Genomic DNA, 17,999 nt, shown 5'->3' with positions numbered 1-17,999 from the left:
CCGACCTTTGCAGAAACCGCTTCTCTTCTCGCCGCTCAAGATGCGCGGCGTCACCGCGCCCAATCGCTGTGTGGTCTCGCCCATGGTCCAGTTCCGCGCGACGGACGGGCTGGTGAACGACTTCCACCTCGTCCATCTCGGCAAGTTCGCGCTCGGCAGGTTCGGCACCGTATTCACCGAGAACTGCGCCGTGGAACCGCGCGGTCGTGTCACCCAGGGCGATCTTGGACTTTGGGATGACAGCCAGATCGCGAGCCATAAGCGGCTGACCGACTTCATCCGCGGCGAGGGCGTGCTGTCGGCGACGCAGATCACCCATTCGGGCCGCAAGGGCTCGACGCCACGCACCTTCGACAAGCGCGGCCAGTTCGGACCGGAAGGCGCCGGCTGGAAGAAGTGGGAAGTTGTCGGCCCGACCGACCTCGCGGCGGCCGAAGGCTGGCTGAAGCCGCGCGCCCTCTCCGAGGCCGAGATCGAGGAGCTGGTGCAGAAGTTCGCGGCCGCTGCGAAGCGCGCCGATGCCGCCGGGTATGACGTGCTCGAGGTGCACGGTGCGCACGGCTACCTGCTGGCGCAGTTCCTCTCGCCGATCAGCAACACCCGCAACGACCAGTATGGCGGCGACCGGGCCGGCCGCATGCGCTTCCCGCTCGATGTGGCGCGCGCCGTGCGCCAGGCATGGCCGGAGAACAAGCCGCTGTTCGTGCGCGTCTCCGCCGTCGATGGCGGTGGCGGCTGGGATGTCGACGACACGGTGGCTTTCGCACAGGAGCTGAAGGCGATCGGTGTCGACGTGATCGACTGCTCCTCCGGCGGCATCGCTGGTGCCGCGACGGCGGCCGGTGTCAAGCGCGGCCTCGGCTTCCAGGTGCCGTTCGCGTCGGCTGTGAAGAAGCAGGCGGGCATCTCGACGATGGCCGTCGGCCTGATCCTCGACGGGCCGCAGGCCGAGGCGATCCTGCAGTCGGGCGACGCCGACCTGATCGCGATCGGCCGCCAAGCGCTCTACGAGCCCTTCTGGGCGCTCCACGCCGCCCAGGCGCTGGGCTGCGATCCCGACTTCGACCTGTGGACGCCGGAATACGGCTGGTGGCTGGAGAAGCGGGAGTACACGCTCGGCCGGAAGTAAGAAGAAGATCGATAAAAACGGGAAACGCACATGACAGGTATTCTTGCGGGCCTCCGCATCGTCGAGGGCTCGGCGTTCATCGCCGCGCCCTTGGGGGGCATGACGCTGGCCCAGATGGGCGCCGACGTGATCCGCTTCGACGACATCAAGGGCGGTCTCGACAATGAGCGCTGGCCGGTCGCCGGGGATGGCCGCTCGATCTACTGGGCCGGCCTCAACAAGGGCAAGCGCTCGATTGCCGTCGACCTGCGCAATCCCAAGGGCCGCGAGCTGCTCACGGCGCTGATCACCGCGCCGGGCGAGGGCGCCGGCATCTTCACCACCAACATGCCGGCGCGCGGCTGGCTCGCCTACGAGGAGCTGGCGAAGAAGCGTGCCGACCTGATCGCCCTCAACATCATCGGTGCGCGCGACGGTTCGGCCCATGTCGACTACACCGTGAACGCCATCACCGGATTTCCCATGGTCACCGGCCCGGTCGGCCATGAAGGGCCGGTGAATGCGGTCTGCCCGCCCTGGGATCTCGCCGCGGCCTATGCCGGCGCCCTGTCGCTGCTGGCGGCCGAGCGTCATCGCCGGATGACGGGGCAGGGGCAGAAGATCGTGCTGCCGCTGCAGGATATGGCGCTCGCGACCACCTCGGCCCTGGGTTACATCGGCGAAGCGGTCGTGAACGATGTCGACCGGCCGCGCTTCGGAAACGAGATCTTCGGCACCTTCGGTCGTGACTTCCGCACGAAGGATGGCCGCTTCGTGATGATCTGCATCTTCTCGGATCGCCACGTCGATGCGCTCGCAGCCGCCGGTGGGTTCACGGACGCCTTCAGGAAGATCGAGGTCGAGACGGGTGTCGATCTCAAGAGCGATGCCGGCCGCTGGAACGCCCGCCAGCAGCTCATTGCCGTGATCGAGCCGTGGGTCGCCGCCCACCATGCAGCGGAAGTCTCGGCCGCCCTGAAGAAGGCCGGTGCGCTTTGGGCGCCTTACCAGACGTTCCGGGAGCTGGCCGCCGACAGGGCGAACGTGCTCGACAATCCGTTGTTCACCATCCTCGACCAGCCAGGCATCGGCCGCTATCCGGTCGCCGCCTCGCCGATGCAGTTCGGCGCGGTGCCGCGCCAGCTGCCGCAGCCGGCGCCCGTCCTCGGCCAGCATACGGACGAGATCCTGTCCGGTATCCTGGGCCTGCCCGGGCACGAGATCGCCCGGTTGCACGACGACAAGGTCATCGGTGGCCCCCGATAGGATCCTCATCGCCGGCGGCGGCATCGGCGGACTGGCGACGGCGCTGGCGCTCGCCCAGAAGGGCATCGCCTCGCAGGTGCTGGAGAAAGCGAGCCGACTGGGCGAGATCGGCGCCGGCATCCAGCTCGGGCCCAACGCCTTCCATTGCTTCGACCGGCTCGGTGTCGGCGAGGCGGCGCGCGGCATGGCGGTCTATATCGACCAGCTGCGGCTGATGGATGCGCTGGCCGACGGCGAGATCTGCCACATCGACCTCGGGGAGAGGTTTCGTGCCCGCTTCGGCAATCCCTACGCCGTCGTGCATCGCGGCGATCTTCACGGCGTACTGCTGAAGGGGTGCGAGGATCATCGCCTGATCGAGCTGCGCACCAGTGCCGAAGTCACCGGCTACGACCAGGATGGCACGTCGGTCGCCGCCCGGCTGCGCAACGGCGAGACGGTCAGGGGCCGCGCCCTGATCGGCGCCGACGGGCTGTGGTCGAACGTGCGCGCGCAGGTGACCAACGACGGGTCGCCGCGCGTGTCGGGCCATACGACCTACCGCTCGGTGATTCCGACCGACCAGATGCCGGAGGATCTGCGCTGGAACGCCGCGACGCTGTGGGCCGGGCCGAAGTGCCACATCGTCCACTATCCGCTATCGGGGTGGAAGCTCTTCAACCTCGTCGTGACCTATCACAACCACGCGCCCGAGCCCGTGGCCGGCAGGCCGGTCGATACGGAAGAGGTCCGCAAGGGCTTCGCCCATGTCTGCGAACGGGCACAGAACATCATAGGCCGTGGCCAAAACTGGCACATGTGGGTTCTCTGCGACCGTGATCCGGTCGACCGTTGGGTCGATGGGCGGGTGGCGCTCCTGGGCGACGCTGCACACCCTATGCTGCAGTACATGTCACAGGGAGGCTGCATGGCGATGGAGGATGCCGTCTGTCTCGCCGATTCCCTGTCCCGCAGCAATTCCGTCGAGAGCGGTCTGGTGACCTACCGCGACCGCCGCGTCCTGCGCACGGCAAGAACACAGCTGATGTCCCGTGCCATGGGCGATCACGTCTACCATCCGGCCGGGCCGCACGCGGCCTTGCGCAACGCGATGATGGGGGCGCGGACGCAGGATCAATGGCTCGATTCTCTGGAGTGGCTTTACGGCGGCAACGGCCTCGGCTAGGGCTGCAGCTTCGTAGGGTGGGTCAGCGGAGTTTCAGGGATGCGCCACGTCTTCTTCGTCCTCGCCTTGCTGTGCACCGCGCTGAACGCGGGCATCTTCTATTCCTTCTCGACCATCGTCATGCCGGGCCTCGATCTCGGCGGCGCCATGTCGGCCGTGAATACGATGCACGGCATCAACACCATCGTGCGCAGTCCCCTCTTCGCCATCGTCTTTTTCGGCGCCCTGATCCTGCCGCTGCTGGCCGCGCTCGGCGCCCGCTCGGCGGGGCATCGTGGCGCGGCGCGTCTCGCCGCCCTCGCGGCGCTGATCTACGCCGCCGCCGTGATCGGTGTCACCCTACAGGTCAACGTGCCGTTGAACGAGACGCTCGCCACTGTGGCGGGCGCCGATGCCAATGCCGCGAGCTACTGGAAGGATTTCTCCGTTCCGTGGGCGTCGTGGAACCACGTCCGCTCGCTCGGTGCGATCCTGGCCTTCCTCTGCCTGCTCGGCGCCTGGGCGGTAGACCTCACGTCGGCCGGCCGCCGCTCCTACGGTCTGCGCTGACCGCGGACCGTGACCGGAACGGACGTCAGATGATGACGTCCTCGTGCATCGCGGCCATCAGGCCCGGATTGTCGCGATAGTCGACGTGGACGCCGACCAGCACCGGACCTTCCATCGCCATCGCCTTCCTGAGAGTCGGGCCGACGTCATCGGCGTGCTTGATCATCAGACCCTGGGCGCCCATCGATTCGGCAAACTTCACCAGGTCGACGGGGCCGAAATGCACACCTGAATCGCGGCCATAGGCGGCGACCTGCTGGATGCCGACCATGTCGTAGCTGCCGTCGATCCAGACCAGATGCACGAAATTGCACTTGAGGCGCACGGCCGTCTCGAGTTCGACGGCCGAGAACAGGAATCCGCCATCACCCGACACCGACAACACCTTGCGGCCGGGCTCGGCGAGGCAGGCGGCAATGCCCCAGGGCAGTGCGACGCCCAGCGTCTGCTGCCCGTTGCTGATCAGGATCTGCCGCGGCCGGTGGCTGATCAGATGCCGCGCCATCCAGATGTGGAACGAGCCCATGTCGGAGCAGAGGGTCACATCCTCGTCGATCAGCTTCTGCAGCTCATGCACCAGGCGCAGCGGATGGACCGGGGCGCCGGTGCTCTTGGCCGACTCTGCGGCCACCGTCGCACGCTCGCGCTGGATCTCGGCCAGCAGCGCCGCTTGTGTCGGGCGATCCTTCGGCTGCAACAGCGCTGACAGGGCGCGCAGGGTGGCGGCGCTGTTGCCCATCAGCTCGACGTCCGGACGGTAACATTGATCGTAGTCCGCCGGGATGCAGTCGATGTGGATCAGCTTGCGCTTGCGTCCGGCATTCCAGAGGGCGGGGTCGTACTCTACGGGATCGAACCCCACAGTGATCACGACGTCGGCCTCGTCGAGCAGGCGATCGGCCGGCTGGTTGTGGAACAGGCCGACCCGTCCGCCGAAACAGTCGAGCCGGTCTCGCGGCACCACGCCCGCGGCCTGGTAGGTGCCAGCGACGGCGAGCCGCGTTCGGGCGAGCAGCGCACGAACCGCCTGGGCGACGGGACCCTGGCTCGCCAGCATGCCGAGCAGCACCACTGGCCGTTGCGCCGCCTCGATCATGGCGGCGGCGGCGGTGATCGCTTCGGTGCTGGCGGCGCCCATTGCCGGTACGGTTGCTGGGGTGAGGACGGCGCCGGGAGCGGGGGCCTTCATGACGTCCTTGGGCAATCCGAGAAAGGCGGTGCCCGGCCGGCCGGATTCGGCGGCACGGAACGCGGCGGCGGTCGCTTCGGAGATCGCCGATGGCGAATCGATCTCGGCCGCGTACTTGGTGATGGGCCGCAGCAGCGCCACCGTGTCCATGCTCTGGTGGGCCTGTTTCAGCCGGTCGGCGACCGGTACGGCGCCACCCAGCGCCACCACGGGATCGCCCTCGGTGTTGGCGGTGGCGAGGCCGGTGGCGAGGTTGGAGACGCCGGGGCCGGAGGTCACGAGCACGACGCCGGCCTTGCCGGTCAGCCGGCCCATGCCGCCCGCAATGAAGGTCGCGTTCTGTTCGTGCCGGCAGACGACCAGCTTGATCTTCGAGTCGACCAGCGCATCGAAGACGGGATCGATCTTGGCGCCGGGAATGCCGAATATGTACTCGACGCCCTGCGCCTCGAGGTTACGCACCAGCAGGTGCGCGCCGTTCTTCGGGTCGCTCATCGTGTTGCTCCGCTCTCGATTCCAGGCCGCGTCCGGGCGATCATGCCCGGACGGGCCGCCCTTGTCGCCCGCGATGGAAGGATGGCGCAATGCCGAGGCTGACTACCGAAGTCTATCAATCGCTCATGGATGCGCTTCTGGCGCACTGCGAGAAGACCGGCCAACCCCTGCGCCATTTCGTGTCTCGGGCGCTGTCCGAAGCGCTGGGCCTCGACCATTCGACGCTCTTCCAGGTCTCGACCACGGGCGCGTTGGTGCAGGGGGTCTACAACGAAGCGGTCACGGTGGGAGGCCTCAGGACGCACGGCGATTTCGGGCTCGGCACGTTCGAGGGGCTCGACGGCGAGATGGTCGTCCTCGACGGAAAATTCTATCAGGCCCATGCCGATGGCAGCATCACTGCACCTGCTGACGCGGCGCCCGTGCCCTTCGCGACCCTGACCAACTTCCAGCCGCAGCATCGCGGCAAGATCGAGAACGTCACGTCCATGTCGTCGCTCACCGGTGAACTCGACAAGTTGCGCCGGTCGGACAATCTGTTCTTCGCGGTGCGCGTCGACGGCCTGTTCGACGAGGTCTACTGGCGGGTCGCCTGCAAGGTCGAGGCGGGCGTTCATCTCGACAAGGCGACCGATGCCCAGGCCGAATTCCGGCAGAGCAATATCAAGGGAACGATGGTCGGCTTCTGGTCGCCGGCCTATTCGCGCACCATTGCCGTGGCGGGCTGGCATCTGCATTTCCTGACCGAGGATCGCAAGGCGGGCGGCCATGTGCTGGGCTGCAAGGCGGTCTCGCTCGACGTGCAGGTGCAGGACCTCGACGATCTACATCTGGCGATCCCCGAGACGCGCGAATTCCTGCATGCCGACCTGACCCAGGATCCGGCCGCCGCGCTCGAGAAGGCCGAGATGGCCAAGGATCGATAGGCCGTCACACAGGACGGATGATCTCCGTCCCGTGTTCCGCCCTGCCGGTCCCGGGGCCGGGGTTAAGTCCGCCGGCCCGGAACTGGCGGTCAGGTCTTGGGCGTCGGCGGGTTCGCCAGGATTTCGGCGCAGGCGCGCGCCACGTCGGAATCAGCGTCCTTGGCGCCCGGCATCGTGGCGAAGCCGCTCTTGGCGATCACGTTGCCACGGTCCCAGGTGCTGGCCTTGCTGAGTTCGGTGATCTTCGTCGCCGCGTCGGGCTGGCGGCTGAAGCGGTCGACGCAGATCGGCGCCAGGGCAACGACGACGGCGTCGCGGACTGCCGAGGCGGCCTCCTTGCGCGCCGTTCCGCCGGTGACCCATCCGCCCCAGGTGAATCCGACGACCGCACAGAGCACGGCGCCACCGACGGCGGTCCAGATCAGAGTGGAGATGTTCTTTGGCATTTCCATGGAAATATCCTTCCGGGGCCGTGCGGCCCCTGTCAGCTCGGCGCGCGCGGGATTGCACAGCCGGCGTTCGACAGAACGAGGAAGCTCGAGAACGAGACCGGCAACTCGGGCCGGTCCAGATGCGGTCGCCTCAGTACGTGGGCGGGAGCACACACATCTCTCAGCCATCGCAGGCCGACCATTTGGTGGGCGATGGTATAGACTTCGTACAGGTTGAGCGCGGGAGTGTCCAACCGACTGCAGTGGTGATTGGGACGAAACGATGAGACCGACACTCTTCCTGGCAACGCTTGCCGCGACGCTGGTCTTCGAGGCCGGAGCACCGCAGGCGCAGCCACAGGAGGCGGCGCAGTTCATCGCGCAGTGGCAGAGGAGCAATGCCGCCTGCCGTGCGCCCGCCACGCCCGGCCTCGAAGCGATCGCCGCCTGCGAGCAGCGCGACACCTATTCGAAGCTGCTGTCGGCTTCGGACTACTGCTACGGGCCGGGCGACGGCACGCCGGCCGGCTGGACACCCTGCGGCGGCGATCCCGCGTCGGGCAGGCCGAGCGCCAAGGCGCTCGCGGACGCGGCATTGGCGCGGGCGACCGCGCAGTTCCAGAGGATGGGCGGCGTGTTCGTTCTGCCGGCCACCGTGAACGGCACGTCGATGGCGTACTTCATCGTCGATTCCGGTGCGGCCAACGTCCAGATCCCGGAGGAACTCGCCGAGGAGCTGAGGCGCAACGGCACGCTCACCGAAGCCGATTCGCTGGGTCAGCGGCGCTTCACCCTGGCCGACGGCAGCGGGCTTCAGCAGCGTATCGTGCGCCTGCGCTCAATCAGGATCGGCGAGCGCACGATGGAGAATGTCATGGCTTCCGTGAGCCCGGCGCGCAGCCGGGCCCTGCTGGGGCAGAGCTTCCTGCGCCGCCTCAGCTCCTGGAAGATCGACAATGTGAGGAACTCGATCGAGTTCGAGTTCACCGGCTCGTTCTAGGTTGCGCGTGTCCTGCCGCTCAGGTCGGCGCCGGGATTTTCGCGTCCTTGATCACCTTGCGCCAGCGCACGGTCTCGTCGGCCAGGCGCTTGGCGTAGGCTTCCGGCGTGCCGCCGGTCGGGATGAAGCCGAGCGACGTCAGTCTCTCGCGCACCGCCTCCGCCTTCAGGGCGGCATTCACGGCGGCGTTGAGCTGCTGGATCGTCTCGGGCGGCGTACCCGCCGTCGTTGCCACGCCGAAATAGACCGCGGCCTCGAGCTCCGGCATGCCGAGTTCGCTCGCCACCGGCACGGTCGGGATGTTGGGGACGCGGCTCTTGGCGCCGCACAGCAGGCCGCGCATCGTGCCGGCGCGGATCTGCGCGTCGACCGGTGTGGTCACGTCGACGAAAGCCGGGACGTGGCCCGCGACCGCGTCGCGCAGCGCCTCGGCGGCGGCCTTGTAGGGGATATGCTGGAGCTTGCCGTTGGTGCGCGTGGCGATCACCTCGCCCCAGAGGTGCGGCAGGCCGCCGGAGCTGGAGGTCGAGTAGTGCACGGGGCCCGGCTGTGCCTTCACCCATTCGATGAATTCGGCGAAGGTCTTGGCCGGATTGTTGGCATTGACGGCGAGCACGCAGGGAATGTCTGCGAGCTGCGCCACCGGCGCGAGGTCCTTCTGCGGGTCTATCTGCATGGGAATGTCGAACGCCGGCTGCAGCGCCGCCGTAGTGGTCAGGATCATCAGGCTGGTGCCGTCAGGCTTGCTCTTGGCGACGTTCACCATGCCGACCATCGTGCCACCGCCCGGCCGGTTCTCGACCACGATGTTCTTGCCGGTATCGGCCGCCATGCGCTCGGCCAGGACTCGGCCGGCCGTATCGGTCGAACCGCCGGGACCGTAGGGGACGACGAGGCGGATCTGCCCGCTCTGCCCGAAGGCGATCGAGGGCAGGGTGAGGGCAGCGGCGGTGCCGGCCACGAAACTACGACGCTGGATCATGTGGAGTCCTTCCCTTGTTTGTTTTCGTTGTCGGGGAGGAAACTAAGTCGGGACTTCGCGTTGCGGCAACACGAGTGCGATGCCTCCTACCGCCAGCCGAACGGTAGATGGCAGATTCAGGGCAGGGATTTGCGCAACTCCGCCGTGCGTGCGGCATCGATGCTGCGGCCATTCGCGTCGATCGCGACGGCATAGTCCCGCCCGGCACTTTCGATGCTCACGAGTCCGTCCCGGACGTCGCGCAGCACGCGCTCCGGATCGCGAGTCCGCGGATCGCCGTAGCCGCCCCCGCCGGGCGACAGCGCGCGGTAGGTTCCCGGGCCATGGCGTTCCACGCCGTATTTCGGCGCCTGGATGCGCCTGCCGTCGCTCAGGGTGAGCACCACCTCGCCCCCGGCGCCGGCCCGGCCGCCCGCGACGCCGAAGCTCGACGGCGCCCCGGCGCCCTCGCCGCGAAAGGCGTAGTCCGCCGGGGTGAAGATCTCGACTTCGTAGTCGCAGCCGGCGCCGCCACGGAAGCGCCCTGCGCCCGCGGTGTCGCAGCGCAGCTCCTGGCGATGGAAGCGCGCCGGGTAGAGCTGCTCGTAGGTCTCGAGGTTGGGCAGCGTGAGTCCGCCCAGGGTGATGAGGTGACCGATCAGGTGGAAGCCGTCGCGGCCCTCGACACCGCCGCCGGCCGGCGCGCCGGCCCACTGGTACATGACGTAGCGCCCGCCGTCGTCACGCAAGCCCGCCGTGACGGCATGCACCGCCTTCGACCAACCGGCCGAGGCGCGCTCGGGGAGGGACTGGGCCAGCGCCTTCCACATCGCGTGGATGATCTCGTGCGCCACGAACACCGTGTTCATGGTCATCGGCGCCGGCATGCGCGCATTCACCAGCGTGCCTTCGGGCAGCCGGATCTCGACGCTGCGGAAAGCGCCCTCGTTCTTCGGCAGGTCGGGCTCGAAGAAGGAGGCCAGCGCCATGAACACCGCCGAGGTCGAGTTGGCGACGGAGCTGTTCTTGAAGCCGCGCACCTGCGGCGAGGTGCCGGCGAAATCCACGACGAGCTTGCGGCCCTTCACCGTGATCGTGACGGCGATCTTCGCATCGATCGGCTCGAAGCAGTCGTTGTCGACCGGCTCTTCGCCTGTCCATACGCCCTGCTGCAGGCGATCGATGCAGGTCTGGAAACGCCGGTCGGCATGGTCGAGCACGCCTTCGAAGAATTCGTCGGCACGGTCGACCCCCAGCTCCTCGACCAGCAAGGCAAGCCGCTCGGCCCCGATGCGGGTCGAGCCGATCATGGCGCGCAGGTCGCCGTCGAGCGCCTCGGGGAGGCGTGTGTTCAGCATCAGCAGGCGCCACAGGTCGTCGCGGACCTTGCCGGCTTCGATCAGCTTCAGCACCGGCAGGCGGATGCCTTCGTGGAAGATCTCGGTCGCGGCGGAATTGTAGGTGCCGGCCGCACCGCCGCCGATATCGGCCTGATGGGCGCGGTTGCAGGCGAAGGCGACGAGCTTGCCGCCGACGAACACCGGCCGCGTGATCACCCAGTCGGGCAGGTGGTTGCCGCCCGCCGTATAGGGATCGTTCAACAGGAACACGTCTTCGGGCGCGATGGTATCCTTGAAGTCGCGCAGGATGGCGCGCACGGCGAAGCCGCCGCCGCCGGTATGGATCGGGATGCCGTCGGCCTGGCTGATCAGGGTGCCGCGCGCGTCGGCGATGAAGCAGGAGAAATCGTGGCTCTGGCTGAAGATCGGCGAGCGCGCGGTGCGCGTCATCACCCAGCCCATCTGGTGCGAGATATGGTCGAGCCGGTTCTGCACCAGTGCAAGCGTGACGGGATCGAGGTTCACGGGCTGATCCTCCAGTCGTTTACCTCACCCTGAGGAGGCCGCGCAGCGGCCGTCTCGAAGGGTCGGCACGAGCACCTTGCCTGTTGCCCATCCTTCGAGACGCGCGCCTGCGGCGCGCTCCTCAGGATGAGGTGGTGTGGGTGAGAGCTACGCGGCATTGGAGCCGACATGCACGAGGAAATCGTCGCGCTCGTCGACTTCGAGCACGTCGCGGGGGCCGACGAACGCTGTCGTCGTGCGTTCCTCGACCAGCAGGGGGCCGTCGAGGCGACAGCCCGGCCGCAGGTCGGCGCCGTCGTAGATGGGGACGTCGAGCCAGCCGGTCGCGGGATCGATCCAGACCTTGCGGGTCTCGAGCGGCTTCGGCGCAGCGGTCTGGGGCGAGCGCGCCGCGGGCGGCGTCCAGTCGAGCCGGCCACGACCCACGACGCGCAGCGCGGTGATGTCGATGCGGCCGCCCGGTTGGATATGGCCGAACAGCCGCTGGTGCTCGGCCTCGAAGGCTTTTCGTGCCGCGGCGGCATCGAAGCCTGAGGCCGAAAGCGGCGCGCGCACCGGCCATTGCTGGCCGTCATAGCGCAGGTCGAGCTGGCGCTCGATCGCGACCTCATCCTCGCCAAAACCATCACGCGCTAGCGCCTCGCGGGCACGCGCTTCGAGCTGGGTAAAGCCTGCTTCGAGCGCCGCGGTCTCGACCTTGTCGAGATCGGCCAGGAAGACCTGCAGATAGTCCTGACGCACGTCGGACTGCAGCATGCCCATGGCGCAGAAGGCGCCGGCGGCGCGCGGCAGCAGGGCGCGGCGGCATCCCAGCGCGCGGGCGACCGCGGTGCCGTGCATCGGGCCGGCGCCGCCCGCGGCGACGAGGGTGAAGGTCGCGGGATTGTGGCCGCGCTCGATGCTGAGCCGCTCGACGGCATGCAGCAGGTTCTGCTCCAGCAGGCGGATGACACCGGCCGCGGCCTCCTCGACCGAGAGGCCGAGCGGCTTGGCGAGCTTGGTCTCGATGGCCTTGCGGGCAAGCGTGGCGTCGAGCGTGACGGCGCCGCCGGCCAGCGGGCCGGGGCGCAGGCGGCCCAGCACGAGCTGCGCATCGGTGACGGTTGGGTTTTCGCCGCCCAGCCCATAGGCTGCGGGGCCAGGCCGGGCGCCGGCGCCCTGCGGGCCCGCATGGAGGAGGCCCGCATCGTCGACCCAGGCGATCGTGCCACCGCCCGCGCCGACCGTGTGGATCTCCACCGAAGGGGTCGTGAGATGGTAGCCGTCGATGGTGAGCTCGTCGGTGACGGGCACGTCGCCGCGCGCCATCACCATCACGTCGCAGCTCGTGCCGCCGATCTCCATCGAGATCAGGTTTGCCTTCTCGCCCGGCGCGGCGCAGCCCTTGAGGGCGCCGACGCCGGCCGCCGGGCCGGACAGGACCAGCATCACCGGCCGCGCCGCCACCTGGTCGACGGAGACGGCGCCGCCATTGCTCTGCAGCAGCAGCAGCGAACGCGGCAGGCCGAACTGGCGCAACTGTTCGTCAAGCGCGCGCAGGTAGCTCGTCACCTTGGGCGCAACGTAGGCGTTCACGACGGCGGTCGAGCCGCGCTCGTATTCGCCCATCGTCGGCATGACCTCGCTCGACAGCGAGACCCATTTGCCGTTCCACGCCTTGGCGAGCTGGCCGCCGACGGCGCGTTCGTGCGCGCCATCGAGGAAGGAGTTGAACAGGCAGACCGCGACCGACTCCACGCCCTCCTCGGCGAAGACCCTGGCGGCGGCATCGACATCCTCGGCGCTCAGTGGCGCCAATTCCGTGCCGTCGGCAGCGATGCGCCCGCGTACCGGCAGGCGCAGGTAGCGTGGCACCAGCACCTGCGGGAACGGCGCGCGATGGTCCCACTGGTTCTCGCGGATGCCGCGACGGATCTCCAGCGAATCGCGGAAGCCCTCGGTCGTCAGCATCCCGACCCTGGCGCCCTTCTTCTCCAGGATCGTGTTGGTCGCCACGGTCGAGCCGTGCACGAACAGCGCGCAGTCGCGCAGCAGTGCGGTCAGCGTGATGTCGAGTTGCTGCGCGGCCAGCCGCAGCACGCCCAGCACGCCTTCGCTGGGGTCGGCCGGCACCGATGGCGCCTTGAAGATGCGCACGGCGCCGGCGGCGTCGCGCAGCACCATGTCGGTGAAGGTGCCGCCGACATCGACACCGATGCGCCAGGGGGCGACGAGGGCGGACGAGGCCGTCACTTCGGAAGGCTTTCCAGCACTTCGTCCGTATGCTCGCCCAGTGTCGGTGCCGAGCGCGCCGAATGCGGCCGTACATGGTCGAACGCGATCGGCAGGCCGACCACCTTCGGTCCGCCCGGCAGTTGCTGGATGAGCTTCGACGCCTCCATCTGCTCGGTGCGCGCCAGCTCGCCGATATCGTTCACGGCGGCACAGGGCACGCCGGCCTTTTCCATCGCCTCCAGCCATTCGGCGCGCGGCCTGGCCTTCAGCGCCTCGGCAATCATCGGCAGCAGCTCGGCCTTGTGGGCGACGCGCTGCGCGCTTTTGGCGAACTTCGGGTCGGTGGCCCATTCGTCGCGACCCAGCACCTTGGCGCAGCGCGCCCACAGCCGGTCGTTGCCGGGCGCCAGGCAGATCGGATGATCGGCCGTGTCGAAGGTCTGGTAGGGCACGATCACCGGGCTGCCGGTGCCGTGCCGCTGGGAGACCGTGCCGTTGGCGAGATAGCCGTTCACCTGGCCCTCGACCCAGTGCACCGCCGAGTCGAACAGGGAGGTGTCGACCAGGCAGCCCTTGCCTGTCTTGTCGCGCAGCCGCAGCGCCGCCAGCGCGCCGATGGTGCAGAACATGCCGGTCGCCTTGTCGTTGATCGAGGCGCCGCAGAAGGTCGGCGGATCCTCCGGCCGGCCGGTCACGCTCATCATGCCGCCATAGGCCTGCAGCAGCGGATCGAAGGCCGGCTTCATGCGCAGCGGCCCCTGGTAGCCGAAGGCCCAGATCGAGCAGTAGATCAGGCGCGGATGGCGCGCGAGCATGGTCTCGGGACCAATGCCGACCTCGTCGACCACGCCGGGCCGCAGGTTCTGGATCAGGATGTCGGCCGTCTCGCAGAGCTTGTGGAGCTTGTCGACGTCTTCGGCGAGCTTGAGGTCGAGCACGACCGAGCGCTTGTTGCGGTTCTGCGAGTAGAAGTAGAGCGAGGTCTTGCCGTCGGGACCGAACGGAGGCCCCCAGATGCGGGCATCGTCGCCGCCATCGGGCTTCTCGATCTTGATCACGTCGGCGCCCATGTCGGCCAGGATCACCCCGGCCAGCGGACCGGCCAGCGCCTGGCCCACTTCGATGACGCGAACTCCCTCAAGCGGTAGTGTCACTTTCAATCCTCTTCCCGAGCCTGACGGCATGCGTTTGTCCCCAGCATCCTAGCCGCCGGCGGCCGTCACAGGCTACTTGAAGAGGCTCGCGAAGCGGAACCGTCTGCTCGACGAAGGCTCCTTGCAATAGGCACACCTATTGCTTCGTCCCGCAAGATGGTCACCGCCAGGCCCCTGTCTGACGCCGAGGAAGCGAGCGCGACCGGCACGGCCGATTCGGCGCCTTCCGCGATGGATATCGGCATGCAGCTCCGCCGCATTCTCGGTGCCCCCTGCTTCGCCACCTCAACGCGCAGCAGGCGCTTCCTCGCCTACATCGTCGAGCGTGCTCTGGCGGGCGAGGCGCGCCTGTTGAAACAGTACAGCATCGCCACCGAGGCGCTCGGCCGCGGTCCGGAGTTCGATCCAGATTGCGACCCGCTGGTGCGATTGGAAGCGGGCAAACTGCGCCGCAACCTCGACAGCTACTATGCCAACCAGGGTGCCGGCGACCCGGTTCGCATTTCTGTGCCGCGCGGGAGTTACGTGCCGACCTTCGAACGGGTGTCGCCAATGCGCCCGGACGCGGGCGTCGCGATGCTGGGCACGCTCGCACCAACGCGGCTGCTGGTTGTGCAGACCAGCGGACTCGGCCCGGAGGCTGCGTCCTTTTCCCAGGGATTGACCGAACAGCTCACGGTCGAGCTGGCGCGCTATCCGGACCTCTCGGTGGCGCCCGCGATCCCGATCCTTCCCGAAGGTGCATCGCCTGCGTCTCTGGCCCTGTCGACGAGGGCGCGCTTCATCGTGACCAGCAGCGCGCGCCAGAGTGGGAGGCGACTGCGCGCCGTCCTGAAGCTGCACGATCTGCAGGCCAACGCGATCATCTGGACCGATTCCTTCGACGGCCCGCCCGACGCCACTGCCACCATCGAGGTGCAGGACGCGATCGCACGCCGTGTCTCGGCCGAGATCGCCGACTTCCACGGCGTGATCTGCCGGCTGCTCGCCTTCGAGTCGGTCAGTAGCGAGGCGGGAGGCTGCGATGCCGATCACGTGTGGACGCCGCACGTCGCCATCCAGCGCCATCGCTATCTTACGCGCATCACCAACGAGCAGGTCTACCGCCTGGCCCGGGCCGACCTGGAGATCGGCGTCAGGCGCACACCCTATTCGGCGATGATGTGGGCGGCGCTGGCACACACCGCCTTCACGGGCAATTGCCTGGGCTTCGATGATGACGTCGATTTCTTGCAGACCGCGGACCGCTATACCCAGCGCGCCATGGAACTCGACCAGGGCTGCGCCCATGCACACGTGGCAGCCGCGACTATCGCGATGTACCGTCGTGATCTCGCCGGCGCGTTGGAAGTCTGCGAGCGCTTGGCGGCTGGAAATGCTCATGCGCCGAGTACCAAACTCAGCGCCGGCTTTTTCCGCTCTCTGGCGGGAGATTGGGAAACCGGCGCGCAGCTCATGGCGCAAGCGCTGGCAGTGATCCGCCATCCGCCGGGCTGGGCATTTCGGGCCACCTTCCTCAATGCCTATCGCCAGCGGGACTATCTGGGCGCGCTGAACGAATTGAAGGCCTACCCGGCCGGTGAGCAGTTCACGCCCTCGTTGCTCCGCGCCGCCGCTTTCGGCCAGCTGGGCCGGTCCGAGGAGGCAGCCCTCGCCATGGCCGAGGTGCGTCGCAAATGGCCTCACTTTCCACGGTTCGCCGACCGGTATTTCCGCTATCTCTCGGGAGTTGATGCGCTGTCAGAGCACCTGCACCAAGGCCTGCGCAAGGCAGGCCTCGACGCCTAGCCGAAGCGGCCGGGTAGCATACCCCCCAATAACGGTAGCTACCCTGCACCGGGTGGTGGGCGCTCCGTAGAGTGATCGAAATTCCGATTCCTCTGGAGGCCGAACATGGCTCTGACCCGGCGATCATTCAGCATTCTCTCGTCCCTTTTGCCCGTGGCAGGCCTCACCACAACGCGTGCGACGGCCCAGGATTTCAAAGGGGAGGGCGGCAAGGTGCGGGTCGCCTCATTCCCCGGGGGCAACGACTATCCGTTCTGGGCGATCGCCAAGCTCGGGCTCGACCGCAAGTACGGGTTCGAGCTGGAGAACGTGTCGGTGCAGCCCGGCGGCGCGGCGTTGACCGCGTTCCGATCGGGTGCGGTCGAGGGCGGCCTGATGAATTGGCTGGAACTGGCGCGCGTGCGGACGGCGGGCGAGGAGATCGCCGCGATCGTGCCCTTCCTCGAGATGCCCAATGTCTGGGTCGTGCCGAAGAACTCGCCGGCCAAGACTGTAGCCGACCTGAAAGGCAAGAAGGTCGGCACGTACAACCGCTTCAGTCCGGAATGGGTGCTTTACCTTGCTACCGCCAAGGCGAAGTTCGGCTACGACCCGCGCACCGACAGCACCATCCAGGATGCGGGCCCGGGCCTCCTGCGCGGCCTAATGGATCAGAAGCAGCTCGACGCGACGTTCATCTTCTACAACCTCGCCATGCCGATGGTTGCCTCGGGCGAGTACCGGATCCTGTTCAACAGCAAGGATCTGCTCAAGCTTGCGGGCATGCCCACCAGTACGATGCTGACGTCGGTCGCGTTCCGTGAAGCCTATGGCCGCTCGAATCCAAAGAACGTCCGCGCCTTCGCCATGGCTTATCGCGACGCCGTCGAATACCTGCGCACCAACGACCCGATCTGGGTCGAGTGCCTGGCGCGGCAGAACATCACCGACGCGGCTGTCGTGCCGCTGATGCGCGACTACAGCCGCGACGTGACGATGGCACGTTTCTCGGCCGACCCGATGGCCGAGACCAAGCAGCTCTTCGACTTGCTCTATGCGACGGGCGGCAAGGAAGCCATGGGTGTCGACGCCCTGCCGACGGGCATTTTCAACACCAGCTTCTCGAGCTGACAGACCGTGAAGTCGCGTCTGTTCGTGGGCGCGGTGCCGAGGCTGGCGTCGGTCGCAATGCTGCTGACGATCTGGTACGCGGCGGCTTGGCTGCCGGCCAAGCCATTGTTGCCGCCGCCGCACCAGGTGCTGATCTACCTGGCGCAGGACATCCAGAAGCCGGAAATCTGGAAGCATCTGGGCGTGACGCTGATGCGCATCTTTCTGGGATTTGCCCTGTCGATGGCGATCGCCATACCTTTCGGGATCGCGTTGGGTTTCTCGGCGTTCGCCCGCCATCTGTTCGGCTCCTGGGTGGTCATCGGGCTGATGATTCCCAGCCTCGTCTTCATCATCCTCGCCTACACCTCGATCGGCCTGAACGAGTTCGCGGCTGTCGTGGCGGCAGCGCTGGCCGTGGTTTGGGTACTGACCATCAACATCTGGGAGAGCGCCAAGGCCGTTGATGTGAAGTTGATCCAGATGGCGCGCGGGTTCGGCCTATCGTCGGTACGCATCGTGACGTCCGTCGTCCTGCCGCAGCTGGCCGCGTCGCTGATGGCATCGGCACGGTTCGGTCTCGGCCTCGTCTGGAAGATGGTGCTGTTTGTCGAGCTGCTCGGCCGCAGCAACGGCATTGGCTACCAGATCGAGTATTACCACCAGTTGTTCGATCTTGGCCGTGTGCTGGAATACACCGTGTTCTTCGTCGCCATCATGTTGCTGATCGAGGTCGTGGTGTTGGGCGGTATCGAGCGCCGCCTGTTCCGCTGGCGGCCCGCGGCGCGGCTGGCCTGAC

Annotated in this window: 15 protein-coding genes; 9 read left to right on the top strand and 6 right to left on the bottom strand. The window is 67.6% G+C overall.

Annotation, left to right across the window (positions count from 1 at the left end; genetic code table 11):
- Window positions 1-7 precede the first annotated feature (7 nt).
- Genes Q7V45_RS17405 through Q7V45_RS17390 form a run of 4 tightly spaced genes read left to right on the top strand, consistent with a single transcriptional unit; the run spans window position 8 to window position 4,088 of the window.
- Window positions 8-1,129, top strand: coding sequence for an NADH:flavin oxidoreductase/NADH oxidase (locus tag Q7V45_RS17405; RefSeq protein ID WP_304854295.1), 1,122 nt, complete (start codon window positions 8-10; stop codon window positions 1,127-1,129).
- A 30-nt stretch (window positions 1,130-1,159) separates the two neighbouring features.
- Window positions 1,160-2,374: a CoA transferase gene (locus tag Q7V45_RS17400; protein ID WP_304854294.1), complete on the top strand. Its 1,215-nt coding sequence runs from the start codon at window positions 1,160-1,162 to the stop codon at window positions 2,372-2,374.
- Window positions 2,361-3,539, top strand: a complete 1,179-nt coding sequence (locus tag Q7V45_RS17395) for a 3-hydroxybenzoate 6-monooxygenase (protein WP_304854293.1) — start codon at window positions 2,361-2,363, stop codon at window positions 3,537-3,539. The genes Q7V45_RS17400 and Q7V45_RS17395 overlap by 14 nt, the downstream gene beginning before the upstream one ends.
- A 39-nt stretch (window positions 3,540-3,578) precedes the next feature.
- Entirely contained in the window at window positions 3,579-4,088 is a 510-nt protein-coding gene (locus tag Q7V45_RS17390) for a DUF1772 domain-containing protein (RefSeq protein WP_304854291.1), read from the top strand.
- Between the two features lie 25 nt (window positions 4,089-4,113).
- Here Q7V45_RS17390 and alsS read toward each other — a convergent pair whose 3' ends face one another.
- Window positions 4,114-5,772 (bottom strand): acetolactate synthase AlsS, encoded by a 1,659-nt coding sequence (alsS, locus tag Q7V45_RS17385; protein ID WP_304854289.1) that lies wholly within the window; start codon window positions 5,770-5,772, stop codon window positions 4,114-4,116.
- An 89-nt stretch (window positions 5,773-5,861) separates the two neighbouring features.
- Here alsS and budA point away from each other — a divergent pair, with 89 nt between their 5' ends.
- The gene (gene budA / locus Q7V45_RS17380) at window positions 5,862-6,698 is read left to right on the top strand and encodes an acetolactate decarboxylase (protein ID WP_304854287.1); all 837 of its coding nucleotides are present in this window, start codon (window positions 5,862-5,864) and stop codon (window positions 6,696-6,698) included.
- Window positions 6,699-6,787: 89 nt separating this feature from the next.
- Here budA and Q7V45_RS17375 read toward each other — a convergent pair whose 3' ends face one another.
- Window positions 6,788-7,150, bottom strand: coding sequence for a hypothetical protein (locus Q7V45_RS17375; RefSeq protein WP_304854285.1), 363 nt, complete (start codon window positions 7,148-7,150; stop codon window positions 6,788-6,790).
- 262 nt (window positions 7,151-7,412) lie between these two features.
- Between Q7V45_RS17375 and Q7V45_RS17370 the strand changes: the two genes are divergently transcribed.
- A complete protein-coding gene (locus tag Q7V45_RS17370; protein ID WP_304854283.1) occupies window positions 7,413-8,129 on the top strand; it encodes a TIGR02281 family clan AA aspartic protease in 717 nt (238 codons plus the stop codon).
- Between the two features lie 19 nt (window positions 8,130-8,148).
- Here the strand turns inward: Q7V45_RS17370 and Q7V45_RS17365 are convergent, their stop codons facing one another.
- The 4 genes from Q7V45_RS17365 to Q7V45_RS17350 all read right to left on the bottom strand — a co-directional run bounded on the left by Q7V45_RS17365 (window position 8,149) and on the right by Q7V45_RS17350 (window position 14,323).
- On the bottom strand, window positions 8,149-9,111 hold the full coding sequence (locus Q7V45_RS17365; protein WP_304854281.1) for a tripartite tricarboxylate transporter substrate binding protein: 963 nt from the start codon (window positions 9,109-9,111) through the stop codon (window positions 8,149-8,151).
- Between the two features lie 116 nt (window positions 9,112-9,227).
- Window positions 9,228-10,955, bottom strand: a complete 1,728-nt coding sequence (locus tag Q7V45_RS17360; RefSeq protein WP_304854279.1) for a hydantoinase B/oxoprolinase family protein — start codon at window positions 10,953-10,955, stop codon at window positions 9,228-9,230.
- Between the two features lie 147 nt (window positions 10,956-11,102).
- A complete protein-coding gene (locus Q7V45_RS17355; protein WP_304854277.1) occupies window positions 11,103-13,187 on the bottom strand; it encodes a hydantoinase/oxoprolinase family protein in 2,085 nt (694 codons plus the stop codon).
- Complete coding sequence (locus Q7V45_RS17350) at window positions 13,184-14,323, bottom strand: CaiB/BaiF CoA-transferase family protein (protein WP_304854275.1); 1,140 nt, start codon at window positions 14,321-14,323, stop codon at window positions 13,184-13,186. Before Q7V45_RS17350 ends, Q7V45_RS17355 begins: the two co-directional genes overlap by 4 nt.
- A gap of 156 nt (window positions 14,324-14,479) precedes the next feature.
- Here Q7V45_RS17350 and Q7V45_RS17345 point away from each other — a divergent pair, with 156 nt between their 5' ends.
- The 3 genes from Q7V45_RS17345 (at window position 14,480) to Q7V45_RS17335 (ending at window position 17,998) form a co-directional block, all read left to right on the top strand.
- On the top strand, window positions 14,480-16,111 hold the full coding sequence (locus Q7V45_RS17345; RefSeq protein WP_304854273.1) for a hypothetical protein: 1,632 nt from the start codon (window positions 14,480-14,482) through the stop codon (window positions 16,109-16,111).
- A 105-nt stretch (window positions 16,112-16,216) separates the two neighbouring features.
- Complete coding sequence (locus Q7V45_RS17340) at window positions 16,217-17,221, top strand: ABC transporter substrate-binding protein (RefSeq protein WP_304854272.1); 1,005 nt, start codon at window positions 16,217-16,219, stop codon at window positions 17,219-17,221.
- Between the two features lie 6 nt (window positions 17,222-17,227).
- Window positions 17,228-17,998 carry an ABC transporter permease gene (locus Q7V45_RS17335; RefSeq protein ID WP_304854270.1) on the top strand — a complete coding sequence of 257 codons (771 nt, stop codon included), beginning with the start codon at window positions 17,228-17,230 and terminating at the stop codon, window positions 17,996-17,998.
- The last annotated feature ends 1 nt before the right edge of the window (window position 17,999 follow it).

Origin of the sequence: Reyranella sp. (assembly GCF_030651995.1) — a bacterium.
GTDB lineage: Bacteria > Pseudomonadota > Alphaproteobacteria > Reyranellales > Reyranellaceae > Reyranella.
Note: the sequence above shows the minus strand (reverse complement) of the source record. Positions and strands in the feature narration are given on the sequence as shown.